The organism is Aeromonas sp. Y318-3, assembly GCF_027706185.1.
GTDB classification, from domain to species: domain Bacteria; phylum Pseudomonadota; class Gammaproteobacteria; order Enterobacterales; family Aeromonadaceae; genus Aeromonas; species Aeromonas veronii.
Genome location: NZ_JAPDCN010000006.1, coordinates 168,657 through 186,176 on the forward strand (window position 1 = coordinate 168,657; position 17,520 = coordinate 186,176).

At 61.1% G+C, this 17,520-nt stretch carries 12 protein-coding genes and 1 pseudogene; 6 read left to right on the plus strand and 7 right to left on the minus strand.

Annotated features, from left to right (window positions below):
- Nucleotides 1-14 precede the first annotated feature (14 nt).
- On the minus strand, nucleotides 15-1,805 hold the full coding sequence (locus tag OKB77_RS10465; RefSeq protein ID WP_270817569.1) for an AMP-dependent synthetase/ligase: 1,791 nt from the start codon (nucleotides 1,803-1,805) through the stop codon (nucleotides 15-17).
- Between the two features lie 227 nt (nucleotides 1,806-2,032).
- Here OKB77_RS10465 and OKB77_RS10470 point away from each other — a divergent pair, with 227 nt between their 5' ends.
- On the plus strand, nucleotides 2,033-2,536 hold the full coding sequence (locus OKB77_RS10470) for a hypothetical protein (RefSeq protein ID WP_443111795.1): 504 nt from the start codon (nucleotides 2,033-2,035) through the stop codon (nucleotides 2,534-2,536).
- Nucleotides 2,537-2,573: 37 nt separating this feature from the next.
- Here OKB77_RS10470 and rimI read toward each other — a convergent pair whose 3' ends face one another.
- Together rimI and OKB77_RS10480 are read right to left on the minus strand one after the other, a co-directional pair.
- The gene (gene rimI / locus OKB77_RS10475) at nucleotides 2,574-3,023 is read right to left on the minus strand and encodes a ribosomal protein S18-alanine N-acetyltransferase (RefSeq protein WP_270817571.1); all 450 of its coding nucleotides are present in this window, start codon (nucleotides 3,021-3,023) and stop codon (nucleotides 2,574-2,576) included.
- A 118-nt stretch (nucleotides 3,024-3,141) separates the two neighbouring features.
- Nucleotides 3,142-3,576: a DNA polymerase III subunit psi gene (locus tag OKB77_RS10480; protein WP_139473180.1), complete on the minus strand. Its 435-nt coding sequence runs from the start codon at nucleotides 3,574-3,576 to the stop codon at nucleotides 3,142-3,144.
- 313 nt (nucleotides 3,577-3,889) lie between these two features.
- On the opposite strand from OKB77_RS10480, the gene OKB77_RS10485 reads away from it, so the two are divergent.
- The 3 genes from OKB77_RS10485 (at nucleotide 3,890) to OKB77_RS10495 (ending at nucleotide 9,042) form a co-directional block, all read left to right on the plus strand.
- A complete protein-coding gene (locus OKB77_RS10485; protein WP_270817572.1) occupies nucleotides 3,890-5,503 on the plus strand; it encodes an ATPase RavA domain-containing protein in 1,614 nt (537 codons plus the stop codon).
- Between the two features lie 9 nt (nucleotides 5,504-5,512).
- Nucleotides 5,513-6,967 (plus strand): ATPase RavA stimulator ViaA, encoded by a 1,455-nt coding sequence (gene viaA / locus OKB77_RS10490; protein ID WP_100646767.1) that lies wholly within the window; start codon nucleotides 5,513-5,515, stop codon nucleotides 6,965-6,967.
- 227 nt (nucleotides 6,968-7,194) lie between these two features.
- Entirely contained in the window at nucleotides 7,195-9,042 is a 1,848-nt protein-coding gene (locus OKB77_RS10495) for a tetratricopeptide repeat-containing diguanylate cyclase (RefSeq protein WP_270817573.1), read from the plus strand.
- Nucleotides 9,043-9,183: 141 nt separating this feature from the next.
- Here OKB77_RS10495 and OKB77_RS10500 read toward each other — a convergent pair whose 3' ends face one another.
- The gene (locus OKB77_RS10500; protein ID WP_270817574.1) at nucleotides 9,184-9,906 is read right to left on the minus strand and encodes an SDR family oxidoreductase; all 723 of its coding nucleotides are present in this window, start codon (nucleotides 9,904-9,906) and stop codon (nucleotides 9,184-9,186) included.
- A 429-nt stretch (nucleotides 9,907-10,335) separates the two neighbouring features.
- Here OKB77_RS10500 and prfC point away from each other — a divergent pair, with 429 nt between their 5' ends.
- Nucleotides 10,336-11,925 carry a peptide chain release factor 3 gene (gene prfC / locus OKB77_RS10505; protein WP_085942998.1) on the plus strand — a complete coding sequence of 530 codons (1,590 nt, stop codon included), beginning with the start codon at nucleotides 10,336-10,338 and terminating at the stop codon, nucleotides 11,923-11,925.
- 251 nt (nucleotides 11,926-12,176) lie between these two features.
- On the opposite strand, the gene OKB77_RS10510 is transcribed toward prfC, so the two are convergent.
- Together OKB77_RS10510 and mdtH are read right to left on the minus strand one after the other, a co-directional pair.
- Nucleotides 12,177-13,088: a bifunctional helix-turn-helix transcriptional regulator/GNAT family N-acetyltransferase gene (locus tag OKB77_RS10510; protein WP_064338777.1), complete on the minus strand. Its 912-nt coding sequence runs from the start codon at nucleotides 13,086-13,088 to the stop codon at nucleotides 12,177-12,179.
- 139 nt (nucleotides 13,089-13,227) lie between these two features.
- Nucleotides 13,228-14,424, minus strand: coding sequence for a multidrug efflux MFS transporter MdtH (gene mdtH / locus OKB77_RS10515; protein WP_005340523.1), 1,197 nt, complete (start codon nucleotides 14,422-14,424; stop codon nucleotides 13,228-13,230).
- 92 nt (nucleotides 14,425-14,516) lie between these two features.
- On the opposite strand from mdtH, the gene OKB77_RS10520 reads away from it, so the two are divergent.
- Entirely contained in the window at nucleotides 14,517-15,410 is an 894-nt protein-coding gene (locus OKB77_RS10520; RefSeq protein WP_270817575.1) for a LysR family transcriptional regulator, read from the plus strand.
- A 32-nt stretch (nucleotides 15,411-15,442) separates the two neighbouring features.
- Here OKB77_RS10520 and OKB77_RS10525 read toward each other — a convergent pair.
- A pseudogene (locus OKB77_RS10525) lies at nucleotides 15,443-17,219 on the minus strand (M4 family metallopeptidase).
- Nucleotides 17,220-17,520: the final 301 nt, after the last annotated feature.

Below are 17,520 nucleotides of genomic sequence, written 5' to 3' on the forward strand. Positions count from 1 at the left end.
GAGCCTGAGCGATATCAGACGTGGTTATACATGGCCTCGATTTCGCTCTGGTATTTTGCCTCGATGATCTTGCGGCGCAGCTTCATGGTGGGGGTCAACTCACCCAGCTCCATGGAGAAGGCGCTCGGCAGCAGGGTGAACTTCTTCACCTGCTCGAACTTGGCCAGCTCTTTTTGCAAGTCGGCGATGCGGGCTTCGAAGAACTCCATCACCCGGGAGTGGCGCAGCAGCTCGGTCTTGCACTGGTACTGCAGGTTGATGGAGCGGGCGTACTCCTCCAGCGACTCGAAGCAGGGGACGATCAGCGCCGAGACGAAGTGACGGGCATCGGCGACGATGGCGATCTGCTCGATAAAGCGATCCTTGCCGATGGTCCCTTCCACCAGTTGCGGGGCCACGTACTTGCCGTTGGAGGTCTTCATCAGCTCCTTGAGGCGCTCGGTGAAGTAGATATTGCCCTGGCTGTCGAGCTCACCTGCATCGCCGGTACGCAGGAAGCCATCCTCGGTCATCACTTCGGCGGTCGCCTCCGGCTTGTTGTAGTAGCCGCGCATTACTGTGGGGGAGCGCACCAGCAGCTCGTTGTTCTCACCCAGCTTCACCTCGATGCCGTTCAGTGCCGTGCCGATGGAGCCCAACTTGAACTGGCTGTCTTCATAGCAGCAGACGGTGGCGGTGGTCTCGGTCATGCCGTAGCCGTACTTGAGATTGAGCCCCATCGCCTGGAAGAAGAGGTTCACATCGTCGGCCAGACGGGCGCCCACCACCGGCAGGAAGCGGGTACGACCGCCAAAACGGGCGCGCAGCTTGCGAAACACCAGTCGCTCGGCGAGCCAGAGCTGGCCGTAGAGCAGCGGGGAAGCGGACTTGCCAGCCTGACGGGTGGCAACCATCTGTTTTCCGACCTTGGTCGCCCAGCCAAACAGGGCGCGACGCAGAGCCGGAGCCTGAGCAACTTTGGCCTGGATCATGGCGTAGGCCTTCTCGTAGAGTCGCGGAACGGCGCACATCACGGTCGGCTGCACCTCGCCAATCACATCCATCACCTTCTGTGGATCGCGGATATAGACGTTCTCGGCGCCGCAATAGAGCACGTAGTAGCTCCAGGCCCGCTCGAACACGTGGCTGAGCGGCAGCATGCAGAGCGACACATCCTGCTGATTGAGGTCGAGGCGGCTGTTGTGCATCTCGAAACAGGCGGCGATGTTGCTGAAGTCGAGCATGACCCCCTTGGGCTCGCCTGTGGTGCCGGAGGTGTAGATCAGGGTCAGCAGATCATCCATCCGGTACTGGGTTTCTCGCTCGCGCAGCTCCTGCTCGCTGGGCTGATGGTTGCCGGAGACCAGAAATGTCTGGAAGTGGCTCGCCTGCTCGCAGCCGCGCAGATTGACGTTGCCGTCGAGGGCGATGAGCTGGCGGATCTCGCCGCTTTCAATCAGTTGCAGCGCCTGATCGAACTGAGGTTGTTCGCCAACGAACAGCACCTTGATGCCGGCATCTTTGACGATGTAGCGCAGCTGATCGAGCGTGCTGGTGGGGTAGATAGGGACGCTGACGCCGCGGGCGGCAAGGATGCCGAGATCGGCCTGGGTCCACTCCGGCATGTTGCGGGCATAGATGCCGACCATTTCGGTTGGCTGGTGGCCGGCACGGATCAGCGCCTGTGCGCAGTAGTCCATGGCCTGGCCCAGAGTACGCCAGCCGATGGCGCGCCACTGGCCATCTTGCTGAACCCGCAGGGCAGCCTTGTTGCCAAGCTGGGCAATACGTTCACGCATCAGTCGAACCAGATGAAGCTTCGGCATCAGTTAAACATCCTTTAATTACAGTTGTACGCCCGCGAGGGCACTAAAAATCGGGCTAGAGTTTAAACTCCAACATTACAGCTTACAAGTGTTCGCCGTTTGTCTTGGATCACAAAGAGCGCAAATAGCTCTCCCTTTGCGCAGACTGGCCGATACTGCTAGGAGGCAGAGAGAGGGTTAACGATATGAATCTGTGGGTGAAAGGGGCGTTGGCCGCGGTCGGGCTGATGGTGGTGGGGGGCGCTGTGTTTTGGTTCTTTGCCGGAACGTCATCACAGGGGCCCGCCAATCCCTGGTATCAGGGGGCCGAGGGGTATCAGCAGGCGCAGCAACAGGCGCTGGCGTTGGGCTATCCGCTGCTCTATGTGCTGGAGACCCCCAAGTGCCGCCGCTGCGGCGATCTGGAGAAGAAATTCTGGCAGAGCAAGGAGATGGCTGGCCCGCTTACCCGGCTGGTGAAGGTGCGGCTCAACCCGGGCAAGGGGGATGGCAGCGAGCGGATCCTGCGCCGCTTTCCCAAAGTCGCCACGCCGCCCGGCATCTATATCCAGCAGCCGGGCCAGCCCCTCAGACCCATCAAGATAGTGGTGGATATCGATCAGATCTGGATGCCTGGAAAAACCTGGCAGCGGGGCTTCTATATGCCGCTCTCCGGTGCCGGATTCGAGGCGGTAGTGCATACCACCCTGGCCTTGCAGGATCCCGCGCTGGACAACGCCCCCCTCGATTGAGGGGGACAAAAGGCTTGGGCACGACGAACAGGCTGGATCAGCCGAAATCGAACAGTCGCGACATCAACACCGCATCTTCCCTGTCGTTGCCGGTGCCGTAGTAGTCGGCGCGGCGGCAATACTCGGCAAAACCGGCGCTCTCGTAGAGGTTGATGGCGGTCTGGTTACCGGCCCGCACCTCGAGAAACCAGGCCTCTGCCCCGGCTTGCTTGCTGCGCGCCAGATAGGCCTGCAACAGCGCCCGTCCCAACCCCTTGCCCTGACACGCCGGATGCACGCAGATGTTCATCAGCGAGCTGTCACCGGCCACCAGATCCGAGATATAGAAGCCCGCCGGGCGGCCATCGACCAGCATCAAACCGTTGAGATAGCGAGGACCGAAGCAGGAGAGCAGGTTGGCCTGGCTCCAGGGCTCCTTGTGAGCGGCTTGTTCGATGGGGTAGACAAGGTCGAAATCGCTCTCGAGAAGGGGACGAAACTCAGGCATGGGGGCTCCGGATGGCAAGATGTTGGGCACTGTGGTTAGCAGAGGTTGCAGAGGCGGCATTTGTAAAATCAGGTAAAAAGAGCAGCATCACAGTGGGACTTGGCGGCATGATGCAGGATCACGCTGCGTTGGCCGCAAGGTGTTGGCGCAGCTGTTGCCACAGGGTGCGCTTTTGCGCGGCGCTGGGGGCGAGCGGGCAGATCAGCGCATCAGGCCGTGCGGGGTTGGCTTCCGTCAGCCAGAGCAGAGGAGAGGCGCCCGCCGTTTGCAGATCGGCAGGCGGCAGCTCGCTGAGCAGTGAGACCTCATCGGGGGTCATGCCGAGCAACTGGCAGATATCCGCCAGCAGCGTGGTGGCAGGCAGCTGAGGCGCCAGCAACCAGAGTTTGCCGCTGGGCAGCGGAGCGCGGGTGGCCGGTGCTGTCTGGTCGGGCTGCACGGCATCTTGCGCAAGCTCGGGCGCGAGATCTGCACCCAGCAATGCCGGACGACGCAGTTGCCAGCTTTGAATGCCCATGCGGGCCAACATGCTCTGACGAACGGGATCTTGCATCTGGGGCGACTCACTCTTGATCTGCATTGGGGAAAATTGTGTTGCGCAGGGTACACTCGAACCGCTTTTGCTGCACCCTTTGCAACGCATCATCTGGCGCATGCGGGCATGGTGCCATCACGACACTGGCTATGCATGGGCGCAGCACGCTGCCGATATGGTATCGCACTGCCTTTGCGTTTTTTCCTGCCAGAGGCGGGTATTGTGCGGCAAGAGATACCAGAATAAACATCATAACAAGACAAAACCCAAGGTCGAGCAAATGGATATCGCGCCTTGGGGCTAACATCATCCCAGCTTCGGAACACTCTCTATGTCGTCTTTAGCTCAAGCCCAGAACCCTGCGCGTCTTATTCCCATCCAGGAGCGCTTGCCCCGGCTGCTGGCCGCCCTCGGTGAGGGGCTCTACGAACGGCAGGATGCCCTGCGCCTCGGTCTGCTGGCGGCCCTCAGCGGTGAGAGTGTTTTCTTGCTGGGGCCACCCGGTATCGCCAAGAGCCTGATCGCCCGCCGTCTCAAGCTGGCCTTTCACGACGCCCGCCACTTTGAATACCTGATGACCCGTTTCAGTACGCCGGAGGAGGTGTTTGGCCCCCTCTCCATTCAGGCGCTGAAAGAGGATGGCAAATATCTGCGTCTCACCACAGGTTATCTGCCGGAGGCCGAAGTGGTGTTCCTCGACGAGATCTGGAAGGCAGGCCCCGCCATCCTCAACACCCTGCTCACCGCCATCAACGAGCGGCAGTTTCGCAACGGTGACAGCCAGCACCCCATCCCGATGCGCTTGCTGGTGACTGCCTCCAACGAGCTGCCGGCGCAGGACAGCGGGCTGGAAGCGCTCTACGACCGGATGCTGGTGCGGATCTGGATGGACCGGGTGCAGGAGAAAGCCAACTTTCAATCCATGCTGGCCAGCGATGGCCACGCCCACCAAAACCTGCCGGAATCCCTGCAGATCCGGGGGGATGAGTACGAGCAGTGGCAGAGCCAGATTGAACAGGTGCGCCTGCCGGATGCCTGTTTCGAGCTCATCTATCAGCTGCGCCAGCAGCTCGACAGCCAGCTGGCCCATCGCTGCTATGTGTCGGATCGCCGCTGGAAGAAGGCGGTACGGCTCATCAAGGCGAGCGCTTTCTTCAATGGCCGCGATGAGGTCGCACCGGTAGATCTGCTGCTGTTCAAGGATTGTCTCTGGCATGACGAGGAGTCCCGCACCGCCCTGCTGGAGATGATGACCGAGTTTTCCCGCCTTTACGGCTATCAGCAACTGGCGCTGACCCGTCAGCTGCTGGCGTTGCGGGATCAGTTCAAACAGCTCAAACAGAGCGTGGCTCAGCGCCTTTGCACAAAGGCCCGCCAGCGCAAGCAGTGGTTTGGCCGGCGGGCCCGTGGTATCGAGATCCCGCTTGCCAATGCCAGACCCTTTGGCAAGCAGGTGCACTTCCATCTGCTCACCCCGGCGCCGCTGGATGGCAGCGATCCCGAGCGCCTCACCCGCACCCTGGTGTTCGATCGCACCCTGCTCTCCCATTGGCATCCCACCGGTGAGGCGCTGGTGGGTTATGAGTTCGGCAACCCGAAAGAGGGGCATTACGAGCTGGTGCTGGACGATGAGCTGCGGCTGCAAGTGCTCGATATCCAGCGCCAGCAGATCCCGTTGGTGCTGATGGAGCGCAACGCCATCCCCGAGGTGGTGCTGGCGCCCTGGTTGCAGTCGCTCGACGAGCAGCTGGTTCAGGTCGGCAAGGTGATGCAGATGCTCAAGCAGCAGCGCAGCCTGTTCGAGCGTCACCAGCAACACCTCTTTATCGACTCACGCTGGTTGCAGCAGGTGGAAGACAGCTTCTTCGTGCTGAACCGGGATCTCGAACTGCTGCGCAGCGAGCTGACCCAGTGGCGCGAGCGGTTGCCAAGGCTGGATGAGTAAGGAGCACCCATGCTTGAGATCGGCATGCTTGATCTGGGGCTCCTGATTGGCGAAGGGGAGCTTGCGGGTGAGGTGGCGCTCCTGCTGGCAGCCTCACCCAAGATTTCCGAATTTATCAAACGCTCCCCGCTACAGGGCAAGCTGCTGAAAAAGCGCCTGCAGAGCTGGGGCGAGCAGCTTGGCGAGGAGATCCGTCACAAGCCGGTGCCGGTGGCGCTGGAGCAGGAGTACCTGCTCTATCAGGCACACCGGCAACTGCCGATGACCGAGCTGATTGGTCGCCTGCCCGGCCTACTGGAGTCGCTGGAGCAGTACAGCCCCTTCGCCGGTGAGGCCAGATCCTTGGTGCGTCAGCTGACGGCCCACCCCACCGAGGGGCTACGTCAGCTATTTATCGACAAGTGGCGCGCCAGTCTGGTGGGGAGCCTGCTGCAACTGCAGCAGCAGATCGCCGAAGCGGAGCGGGAGAAGCAGCGTCAGGAGATTGAAGATCAGCTGCTGGCGAGCCGCACCTTGGCCGATGCCCTCGATCCCAACCAGATCTCCGCGGGCGGCCTTTGGGATCTGGCGCAGGGGCACTGGCACAAGCGCAGTCTGGTGCTGGTCAAGCAGTATGCCCGCATGTTGCAGCGCGAGCCCTTGCTGGCGGAGATTGCCGGCCTGCTCGGGCGCAGCGAGCGGGATCGGCGGGCGCAGGAGCAACCTGTGCCGCCGGTTCAGGTGCTGGAGCTGGAGCCAGCCCCCAGCGACGATGTGCCGGACGATTTGGTGGGCATCCATCAGGCGAACGATCTGATGAGGTTACTGCCAAGTGAAGCTGTGATGCTGGGGCTGCCGGAGCTGGAGCTGGAGTTCTATCGCCGCTATCTGGAGCGGCGTCTGCTCAGCTACCAGTCACGTGGCACCTTGCCGCGTCAGCGCATCATGCTGCGCACCCCGGAGCAGGGTGGGCAGCAGTTGCAGCAACGGGGCCCCTTTATCGTCTGCGTCGATACCTCCGGCTCTATGGGGGGATATCCCGAGGAGTGTGCCAAGGCGCTGTTTCTGGCGCTGCTCAAGGTGGCGATGGATGAGAAGCGCGGCTGCTACCTGATGCTCTTCTCCACCGAGGTGGCGACCCTCGAGATCACCGCGGATACCGGTCTGGACAAGGCGGAGCGCTTTCTCTCCATGAGTTTTCACGGCGGTACCGATCTGGTGCCTTGTCTGGAGAAGGCGCTGGCCAAGCTCGATGATCCCGCCTTTGCCAAGGCGGATGTGCTGGTCATCTCCGACTTTATCGCCCAGAGCCTGCCTCATCCCCTGCTCGATCAGATGAACCGCTATCGCCAGCGCCAGACCCGTTTTCACGCCGTCGCCATGTCCCGCCACGCCAAGCAGGCGCTGTTACGGGTCTTTGACAATAGCTGGCTGCTCGATTGCGGCCTGCGCGGTCGGCTGCTGCGGCGCTGGCAGCATCACTAGTGACCGGGAGGGGGCAACCCCTCTTGGGTTGTTATCCCGCCCCCTCTTTTTCGCTGTGCGTCCCCGCTTTCATTCCAACGCGATGATATCGCAGTAAAATGTGACTAGCCTGCCATTCGGGCTCTCTGTCCGGGTGATAGCCTTTACAACCATTGTTACAGGGGAAAAGATGATGATTTTCCGGTATCGGCTTGCCCGATGATCTTTCCCATTGATCCGGAGTGTGTATGAGCCGACTTGCCTTGCTGCTGTTGCTGGCGGTGTTCGGGCTGGCAGCCAAACCCTTGTCCCCCGAGCAGTTGGAAAATGAACTGGGAGGGATGGAGCGGGTCTATCAGCCGATCGAGTTGCTGCGGGAGCGCCTTGCCCGTTTGCAGCGGGACGGCAACGCTTATCCGCCGTCGCAGCAGATGCGGATCAGTCGTCTGGCTTGCTGGGCTCAATCGGCCGATGACATGCAGGAGTCCCGTACCGCCATCGCCAATGCGGAGCGGATGCTGGCCATTGCGCGCGAGCAGGGTGATGACGCCGCCGTGGCGGAGCTGACGATTTGCCGCGGCTGGTTCAATCAGCTGCTCGGCGAGGTAGCGAAGGCTCGTCATGATTACGATGAGGGGCTGCGGCTGGCAAGAGAGGCCGCCTTGCCAAAGCTGGAGGCGCTGGCGCTGGCCCGCCGAGGGGCCATGCTGTCTTTTCAGGGGGTCTCAGGCCAGGGGCTGATGGATCTCACCAAGGCGCACAATATCTATGAGCAGTTGGGGTTGCCCACCTGGTATCACCAGGCGCAGCTCGAGATTGCAGCCACATTTCGTCGTATGGGCCTCTACGCCGAAGCGCTCGCCACCCTCAACCGGTTGAGCGAGCATTTTGCCAGAAGTCACGACGGGTTTGGCTCGGCAAGGCTAAGTGATCAACTGGCGATGGTTTATCTGCAGACCGGGCGTTATCAGGATGCGCTGGGCGAGCTTGAACGCAGTGCGGCCTTTTATAATCAGCCTCAATATCTGATTGAGCATGCCGAACGCATGGTGATGCAGGCCGAGGCTCTGCTCGGGCTGGATCGCCCCGCTGATGCCGGACGCTTGCTGGCACAAGCGGCGAAGGTGCTCTCTCCCGATGTTGACCCCATCCTCCATGCGCATCTCGAGCTGGTGCGGGCGAGGTTGAGAGTCGAAGAGCAGGAACCTGTGCCAGCCTTGCGTGCGCTTGAGAAGATTGAGCCGATCTTGAAGGTGGAAGGGCACGTACGCTTTTTGCTCGAGCTCTACTGGGTACGCAGTCGGGCGCTTGAGTTGCAAGGCGACTATCCGGCGGCGCTGGCTGCATTGCGGGAGCATCTGGTGCAGGAGCAGCGGCTCGATCAGCTGTTACGGGAACAGAGCACGGCCTGGGTTCGCGGCGAGTTCGAGCTGGCCCGTCAGGAGGGGGAGAACGAGCGACTGCGAGTCGAGCAACAGTTGCAGCAGCAGGAGCTGGAGCAGGTCAAGGAGCGTCGTTTCTGGCTGCTGGTGGTGATGGTGCTCTGCGGGGTACTGGCGCTGCTGACGATGGGGTGGCTGCTTGATCGCAACCGTCGGATGCGTCGTCTGGCCTTTACCGATGAGCTGACCGGCATCAACAACCGCCGTCGGGTGCTGCGGCAGGGCAGTGATATGTTGGCGCAGGCTCGCAGGCAGGGCACGCCATTTTGTCTGCTGGTGTTCGATATCGATCACTTCAAGCGGATCAACGATACCCTGGGACATCATCAAGGAGACAGGGTGCTGCAATGGGTCTCTCGGGCGGCAGATCGTCAGCTGCGGCACCAGGAGCAGTTGGGGCGTACCGGCGGAGAAGAGTTCTTGATCCTGCTGCCGGATACCAGCCTTGAAGAGGCGTGCCGGGTGGCTGAGCGGATCCGTCAATCGGTCGCCAACCGGGCGCTGCCCGGCATGTCGTACCCGGTAACCATCAGTATCGGGTGTGCCTCTCTGCGAGACGATGATCAGGATCTGGCGGCCTTGATCCAGCGTGCCGACAATGCGCTGTATCGTGCGAAAGAGGCGGGGCGCAACCGGGTGGAGACAGACGAGTGACGGGCTGGGTATTGTCACTCACCAGGGTGTCATCGCTATTGGGGAGCAGACTGATACGGCGATGATGCTCGTCCCCTGCGCTCGTTCTTGCCTGCGATGACAGATTGGCAAGCGCGAGCGCAGAAGACCGTCAGAAGGGCGTTATGCCCAGGCGCTGCCACCATTGAGATGAAGCACTTCACCATTCATGTTGTTATTGCTCATCAGGAACAGCGCGGCCTGCGCATAATCCTCTCCCTCTCCCAAGCGCTTCAACGGCAGGCTTTGCGCCACGGCAGCCACTTTTTGTGGGTCATTGCCCAGCGCTTTAAGCAACATGGGAGTGCGCATGGGGCCCGGGTTGATGACGTTGATCCGACGGGGGGTCAGCTCGGTAACCAGACTGTGAGCCAGCGTTTCAACCGCGCCAGCTGCAACGGCAGGGAGTGCTTTACCTAGTTGTGGGCGGCGCGTCACCATCCCGGACGTGAGCACGATGGAGCCGCGTTCGGACAGTTTGGGTGCTGCGGCGCGGATCGCATGAACACTTCCCCAGAAGCGGCTGTCCATGTTGATTTTCAAATCCTCGATGGCAGCGGTGAGAAAGCTGCCTGGTCGCATGACGGCGGCGGTGATGACGAGATGATCCAGCGAATCCAGCTGGTTGAAAAAGTGATTGATGGAGTCGACGTCGAGAATATCCAGTTGATGGCCACTGGCATTTGGGCCCAGTTCAGCCAGCGCAGTGGCAAGCTGCTCACGGCTGGAACCGCCGATAATGACCTTGGCGCCTTGCTCGATCGCTTGCTGGGCGGTGGCCAGGCCAAGACCCGAGGTACCACCGATAATGACGATCTGTTGATTGTGCAGGGTGGAATGTTTCATGTAATGACCTCTCCATTATGTAGATACGATTTACATATTTGTAGCTGGATAGGGAAAGTCCAAGTATGAAAATTTATCAAGAGTGGTTGTTGCTGGCATGGGGAGGGGGCCAAATCCACGTGGTCCGGATGCTGCCATCCGATTCGGAGCGTTTGATTTTCTGTTCAGTTGGAACCTGTGGAACTGCTGGGCAGCCAAATTATCCTCTCTTGTCAGGCTGGGTATTTTTCACTCGCGCGGGTATAATGTCGCGCAATTTTGCTTTGACTCAGGCGAGAAGACCCATGTAACGCAACCCTCCTCCCTCTCTCCACCAGGTTGGCAAGACGCCAGCTGGCGTGGCTTTCGTTGCGTATACATGTGCCGTGAGCGGCATTCCGGATTTATTCCCACGGTGGCTGATGCCACCGCTCAATAGAAGAACGTTGAATTATGTCAGCTGAATTTCTGAGTGAAGTCTCCAAGAGACGCACTTTTGCGATCATTTCGCACCCGGATGCGGGTAAAACCACCATCACCGAGAAAGTCCTGCTGTTCGGACAGGCCATTCAGCGCGCCGGTACCGTCAAGGGCCGTGGCTCGGGCCAGCACGCCAAATCCGACTGGATGGAGATGGAGAAGCAGCGTGGTATCTCCATCACCACCTCGGTGATGCAGTTCCCCTATGCCGATTGTCTCGTCAACCTGCTCGACACCCCGGGTCACGAGGACTTCTCCGAAGATACCTACCGTACCCTGACGGCGGTCGACTGCTGCCTGATGGTCATCGACGCCGCCAAGGGTGTTGAAGACCGGACCCGCAAGCTGATGGAAGTGACCCGTCTGCGTGATACCCCCATCCTCACCTTCATGAACAAGCTGGACCGCGAAGTGCGCGATCCGATGGAAGTGATGGACGAGGTGGAGCGCGAGCTGAAGATCATGTGCGCCCCCATCACCTGGCCTATCGGCTGCGGCAAATCCTTCAAGGGTGTCTATCACCTCTACAAGGACGAGACCTATCTCTATCAGAGCGGTCAGGGCCACACCATCCAGGAGAAGCGTGTAGTCAAGGGGCTGAACAACCCGGATCTGGATGCCGCTGTCGGCGAAGATCTGGCTCAGCAACTGCGTGACGAGCTGGAGCTGGTGCAGGGCGCCTCTCCCGAGTTCGATCACGATGCCTTTATCGCTGGCGAGATGACCCCGGTCTTCTTCGGTACCGCACTGGGTAACTTCGGTGTCGACCACATGCTGGATGGCCTGACCGACTGGGCGCCGTCTCCCATGCCGCGCAAGGCCGAGAGCCGCGAAGTGGTGGCGACCGAGGAGAAGTTCTCCGGTTTCGTATTCAAGATCCAGGCAAACATGGATCCGAAGCACCGTGACCGTATCGCCTTTATGCGTATCGTGTCAGGCACTTACAGCAAGGGCATGAAGATGCGCCATGTGCGTATCGGCAAGGATGTGAACATCTCCGACGCCGTGACCTTTATGGCTGGTGACCGTGAGCAGGCGGAGGACGCCTTCGCCGGTGACATTATCGGTCTGCACAACCACGGTACCATCCAGATCGGCGACACCTTCACCCAGGGTGAGGATCTCAAGTTCACCGGTATCCCGAACTTTGCACCGGAACTGTTCCGCCGCATCCGCCTGCGCGACCCGCTCAAGCAGAAGCAGCTGCTCAAGGGGTTGGTCCAGCTCTCCGAAGAGGGGGCGGTACAGGTGTTCCGTCCGTTGATCAGCAACGATCTCATCGTCGGCGCGGTCGGTGTGCTGCAGTTTGACGTGGTGGTTTCGCGCCTCAAGAGCGAGTACAACGTCGAGGCCATCTACGAGGCGGTCAACGTCTCCACCGCCCGCTGGGTGGAAGGCACCGACGTCAAGAAGTTCGAAGAGTTCAAGCGCAAGAACGAGGTCAACCTGGCCCTCGATGGCGGTGACAACCTCACCTATATCGCACCGACCATGGTCAACCTGCGCCTGGCCCAGGAGCGTCACCCGGACGTGGAGTTCCGCCAGACTCGCGAGCACTGAGAAGTGCTTGCCCGATAGGCAGACAAGATAAAAAAGACCCCGCCCAGGCGGGGTCTCTTGTTTTGTGCCGTTTTGCCTGTTTTAAGGAGGGATGCAGGGGGTAATGGTTCAGCATATACCAGTCGCAAGCAGCCCTCACCCTAGCCCTCTCCCAGAGGGAGAGGGAACCATCAGAGGTCTGCCTGAAAGGTCGCGGAAGTGTTTTTGCCCCCTTCTCCCCTTGCGGGAGAAGGGTTGGGGATGAGGGGGCTCTACTCCAGCGTCAGCACCATGCAGATCTCGCAATCCCCGTGGCCGGTGCAGCCAAGGGGGCCGGGCAGGTGTTCAAAGCCCAGTGATTCATAGAGGCTGGTGGCTTCGCGCAAGACCTCGGTCGTTTCCAGATAGCAGCGCTGATAACCAAGCGCACGCGCCTCGTCCAGTGCCTGCAACACCAGCCGCTTGCCAAGGCCCAGTCCGCGCAGGGCGGGCATAAAGTACATCTTCTGCAGCTCGCAGACTCCCTCTTCTCCCGCCAATGGTGCGATACCGCCACCGCCGAGGATGGAACCGTCCGGCCCTTCGATAACCCAATAGCGGCTCTTTTCCCCCTGATAGCTCTGGGAGAGGGTGTCGAGATTGGGATCCGAGACCCCATACCCCTTGTCGGCGGTGAGGCCATATTCGGCCGAGACGGCGCGGATCACCAAGGCGATCTGGGCATTGTCCGCCGCCGTGATGGGGCGGATCCGGTAACCACGCTGGCGACGGGCGCGGGAGAGGGCGCTGCGATAGAGCCGCAGCCCTTGCCACAGCTGCTCCCGCTCGGGCAGGCTCAACTGCGCCAGCATCTCTTCCATCGCCCCGTCCATCTCCCGGTGCAACTCCAGCAGCATCCCCTGACCGTTGACGGTGAGGCGGGCCTCCTTGCTGCGGCCGTCGGAGGGGTGCGGGTGCCAGCTGATAAGCTCCCGCTCGGCGAGGCGTGCCAGCGGACGGCTGGCGTTGGATTTGTCGATGTGCAGCTTTTCTGCCAGCTGCTGATTGGTGGCCGGGGCGTTTTCCAGCTCGATCAGCAGGTGAGCCTCGATGGGGGTGAGGGCCAGATTGCCGCACTGCTGGGAGAGCATGCCGAGTTCGCGAACCAGATCGCGCGACAGGGCGCGCAGGGGACGGGGATCCATATTGTGGGTTCCTTTTTAGTTGTGCATGACAACTAAAATAGCGTAAAAGTTGTAATTCGCAACCTTTTGCTGTGATGACTTGCAGAATATGAGATGAGCGGCAGCCCCGTTGATTGGGCTGCCGCAGGTGGGGCGGTCGTCAGGCGGCGGCTCTGATAGCCAGCTCCGGGCGGCGGGAGAAGCAGCGGGCCAGCAGCAACATGGTGGCGACGCCTATGGTGCCCAGCACCAGCCAGGGAAGGGCTGGTTGTCCCTGTTGCAGCGAGAAGTCATAGAGGGAGCCGCCGCCCACGTAGCCGGTCATGCCCCCCAGCGCCAGTCCGAGGCGGCTGAAGCCCATGTAGCTGCCGCGGGCTGTGGGGTTGGCAAGCCGGGTCATCAGGGTCTCCCGGGCCGGTTCACAGATGATGATCCCCAGATAGAAGCAGGCCAGCAGTACGAAGATGCCGGAGAGGGTGCTGACGAAGGCGACCAGCCCGATCCCCACCGTCATCAGCAGGATACCCGCCATCAGCCGGCTCTCCAGCCGATAGCGCCGCTCGCTGAAACGGGCGATAGGGTAGAGCAGCGCCAGCGACAGCGCCGTTTCCAGGCTGTACATCCAGCCCACTGCAGTGGTGGTGCCGGAGAGCTGCTTGACCAGAATGGGGAAAATCAGCATCACCTGTACCCACAGCATGTAGTAGCCGCTCAGGATCAGTACCAGTCGGCAGAAGGCGCGATCCGCCAGCACCTGTCCCAACCCTTCCCGCATCGGAGTCGGTTTGACCGAGAGGCGGTAGGCGGGCAACAGGGTCCAGTTGCAGAGAGCCGCCAGGGTGAAGAGTCCGGCGCCCAGTAGGCAGACGTAGGTGAAGTCAAAGCGCAGCAGCCAGCTGCCGAGCAGGGCACCGGTGACGGCCCCTGCGCTCTCCAGCATCATCAGCAGGGAGATAAAGCGGCCCCGCTCATGGGGACGGGTAAATTTGATCACCAGTGCGGCCCGTGGTGGGTCGAACAGGCAACCGCCCAGTCCGGAGAGGAAGCAGGAGAAAATCAGCATGGCGCCGCTGTCGGCCCAGGCCAGGGTGGCGAAGCCCACCGCCCGCAACAACATGCCGGTGACGATGAGCGGGCGGGCGCCAAAGCGGTCGGCCAGCGAGCCGCCGAAGATCCCCAGCCCCTGCTGGGTCAGCTGGCGCAGGCCGAGGGCCAGCCCCACCAGACCGGCCGCCCAGCCGAGTTGATCGACGAAGCGCAGGCTGATCATCGGCATAACCACAAAGAAACCCAGGATCACCAGTGTGGTATCCAGCGCCAGAAACCAGCGTCCCCAAAACCTCGCCCTATCGACCATAACGCCCTCTCATTTACAGATACCTTCATTCTGGAGAGGGTTTAGATATAGTGGTAGACGACAACTACCTATATTTCATATCAGGATTATTTATGTCTATGGATCTGGACGATCTGCAACTGCTGCTGGATGTGGCCGAGCTGGGCAGCTTCAGTCAGGCGGCAGCCATTCGTGGCTGGTCACAGCCGCTGGTGAGTCAGCGGATTGCCCAGCTGGAGGAGAGCCTCGGGGCGCCGCTGTTTCAGCGTCATCGACGCGGGGTGACGCCGACCCGTGCTTGCGAGGAGTTTCTCCCTGCCGCCCGCTTGGCGCTGGCCACTCTGAGCGAAGGGCGACTGGCACTGCAGGGGGCGCCAGCACTGCCATGTATCCGTCTCTCCAGCCTGCCATCTCTTACTTCGGTGGTGTTTGGCTCGCTATTGATGGAGCTGGTGGATGAGCCGTTCGAAATCCGCTGCACCACGGATCACTCCGGCGAGATCATGCAGTCGCTGCTGACCGGGGAGGCCGATATCGGCTTTGTGCTCAAGCGCCCGCCGGTTGCTGGCCTGCAGATGGAGCTGCTCTGCTGCTCCCCTATCATCGCTATCGCCTCGCCATTGCATCCGCTGGCCGGTTGTCACGGCCTCACCCTGGAGGATATTGCCGACCAGCGGCTGGCGCCTCAGGTATGGGGGCCGGGGTGTGACGTCTTTATCCAGCAGTTGCGGCGGCTGCGGCGGGCTGCCAGCCCCCTGCATGCGGTGCAGCCCGCCAGTGCGGCGCGGGATCTGGCGCTGGAACACGGGTTTATCACCCTGATGCCGGAGCTGGCCATCAAGCGGGATCTGGAGGTGGGGCGGCTGGTCAGGCTAGATGTGCGCAATCTGCCGCAGGAACATTGGGATGTGATGATGGCGTGGCGTGGTAGCAAGCGGCCCAATCCTGCTAGGGAAACCGTGTTGGCCACCGCCCGCACGCTGGCGAAACGGTGGCGCAATGAGTAGAACGATGCGGGACAAGGCCCGCATCGGGTGGATCAGTAGCTGGCCTTGAGGGTCACGCCACTGAACGCGGAAAAACCCTGACAGCTGCACATGCCAGGTGCCCGCCTTGGGATTGGTGAACGAGCAGCTTTCGTTATTGCCCCCCTTGTAGGGACGGCAGTCGTAACTACTGCTGGTGGGGGCGCTGCCAAAGCGGACGTAGAGGTCGGCATCACCGGTACCGCCACTGCTGCTGATCTGCAGCGACCTGGTGCCCGCCGGTACGTTCAGGGTGTAGTTGAGCTTGCCACCCTTGCTGGCGGCGAGGTTGCTCACCGGCACGCCGTTTTGCAGCACGTTGTCGCTTGGTGGCGGTGTGGTTCCGCAGCTGGCATCGACCCCGACGGTCTGGAAGGCCCGTGCTACATCCGCCTGACTGTAACCCAGATCGGCGGTCGCCCGGCTGACGCCGCAGGCCCCTTGCTGGTAGTTGGTGTTGGCGCCCCAGTAGAGGCGGTTGGCCAGCAGGAACACTTCAAATGCCTTGCGGGTGTTCCAGCCACTGCTGGTGGCGAGCAGGTAGAAGGCGCGGTTATAGACCCCTGAGCTGTGGTGTACATCCATCCCCTCCTGATAATCCGCGGCATGGCCGATGGATCTGCCATCCCGGGTCGGATCCTCGAAGTAGCGCAGGGAGCCGTTGCCCTTGAAGATCTGGGCGCCGACCAGCCAGTCGTTGCTCCCCTTCATGTAGAACTCGGCCGCTTCCCCCGCCATATCGGAGAAGGCCTCGTTGATGCCGCCGGATTGTCCTGAATAGATCAGCCCGGAGTTCTGCTCGGTAAAGCCGTGGCTCACCTCGTGGGCCGCCACATCGAGGCTCACCAGCGGGTGGAAGGTGGTGGCGCCGTCACCGAAGGTCATCTGGCTGCCATCCCAGAAGGCGTTCTCGTAATTCTTGCTGTAGTGAACCCGCATCTTCAGTTTGAAGGTGAGGGGCGCCGTGTTGTACCAGTTGCGGTACATGTCGAACACCACGTTGCCGAAGTAGTGGGCGTCGTTGAGGGGCGAGTAGGCACCGTTGATCTCCTTGACCCGGTTCTCCGGGCAGGTGAACTGGTGGATGGCCCCGCCGGAGGTGGCGTGGTTGAGGTTGATGGTATCGACGTTGGGGCTGGTCATCCGGCAGTTGTCATCGACGATGAGTGGGCCAAAATCGGTGCCGTAGACGTATTTGCCGGTCTTGATGTTGCCTCCCGGGCCGGTGGCGTCCTTGTGGTTGATCCCCTCCCAGCGTTTGAGCTCCTCACCGCTCTGGGCATCAAGTATGACGAAGGGGCGGCTTGGCTTGTCACCTTCGGCGATGAAGGAGACCTGATAAACCAGCCGGGCCAGCCCGTTCTCATCCTGCATCACGTAGAGTTTGACCTGCTCGTTGCTCCCCTTGCTGCCCCCCTTGGCCTTGCTGGCGGCATCCTGTGGCGAGAGGGTGGCGGCCGGGCTTGCCACATCCTGATCGATCTGGCGCAGCATGCGTCCACTGGCCTGCTGCAGCTGGCCGTTCAGGCTCTTGTCAGCCACCACCACCTGACCCATTACCGGGATGCCGTTCCAGACCTGCTCGTAGCGGATCCGCTGCTGGCCGTTGGGCAGCTTGACCACCCGCACCTGACGAAACTCGCCATCTTCCAACTGCAAGGTACCACTCGCGGCACTGAGGCCTGTCATGGCCCGGATGCCGTTTGCCGTTACGTTGATCTCTACCTCTTGCGCCGCCAGTGCGGCGCTTCCCCAGCAGGCCAGCGCAACGGCCAGATAAATTTTATTCATCTCTTCTTTCCTTAAATCGATGAGGTTGATAAACCGACCGAAGGTCGGGCGTTTTGAAGCTAGTGCCGGTGGGGGAAAGTGCCCCCTGTCAAAAGTGACAGCGCAGCACAAAGGGGTAGCAGGATCTGCCAAAGTGCCGTTTGGGGGGATTAATCGGTGTCATGTGGAGAGCATTATCCGGTTTCAGACACCCACCCTCCTCTTTTGAGGGAGGAGAGTACGTGCGCTGTCACCCTCTGCTAAGCCTGCCGGAGGGGGGCCGTAAAAGTGGCTGGCGCGGCCAGTGGCGATTGGCTACATT

What these genes read in the sequence shown, in the direction of transcription:
- OKB77_RS10485 (WP_270817572.1), top strand. Translation starts at nt 3,890, where the DNA reads ATGTCGTCTTTAGCTCAAGCCCAGAACCCTGCGCGTCTTATTCCCATC.
- rimI (WP_270817571.1), bottom strand. Translation starts at nt 3,023, where the DNA reads ATGCCTGAGTTTCGTCCCCTTCTCGAGAGCGATTTCGACCTTGTCTAC.
- OKB77_RS10510 (WP_064338777.1), bottom strand. Translation starts at nt 13,088, where the DNA reads ATGGATCCCCGTCCCCTGCGCGCCCTGTCGCGCGATCTGGTTCGCGAA.
- OKB77_RS10520 (WP_270817575.1), top strand. Translation starts at nt 14,517, where the DNA reads ATGTCTATGGATCTGGACGATCTGCAACTGCTGCTGGATGTGGCCGAG.
- OKB77_RS10480 (WP_139473180.1), bottom strand. Translation starts at nt 3,576, where the DNA reads ATGCAAGATCCCGTTCGTCAGAGCATGTTGGCCCGCATGGGCATTCAA.
- mdtH (WP_005340523.1), bottom strand. Translation starts at nt 14,424, where the DNA reads ATGGTCGATAGGGCGAGGTTTTGGGGACGCTGGTTTCTGGCGCTGGAT.
- OKB77_RS10500 (WP_270817574.1), bottom strand. Translation starts at nt 9,906, where the DNA reads ATGAAACATTCCACCCTGCACAATCAACAGATCGTCATTATCGGTGGT.
- OKB77_RS10470 (WP_443111795.1), top strand. Translation starts at nt 2,033, where the DNA reads ATGGTGGTGGGGGGCGCTGTGTTTTGGTTCTTTGCCGGAACGTCATCA.
- OKB77_RS10465 (WP_270817569.1), bottom strand. Translation starts at nt 1,805, where the DNA reads ATGCCGAAGCTTCATCTGGTTCGACTGATGCGTGAACGTATTGCCCAG.
- viaA (WP_100646767.1), top strand. Translation starts at nt 5,513, where the DNA reads ATGCTTGAGATCGGCATGCTTGATCTGGGGCTCCTGATTGGCGAAGGG.
- OKB77_RS10495 (WP_270817573.1), top strand. Translation starts at nt 7,195, where the DNA reads ATGAGCCGACTTGCCTTGCTGCTGTTGCTGGCGGTGTTCGGGCTGGCA.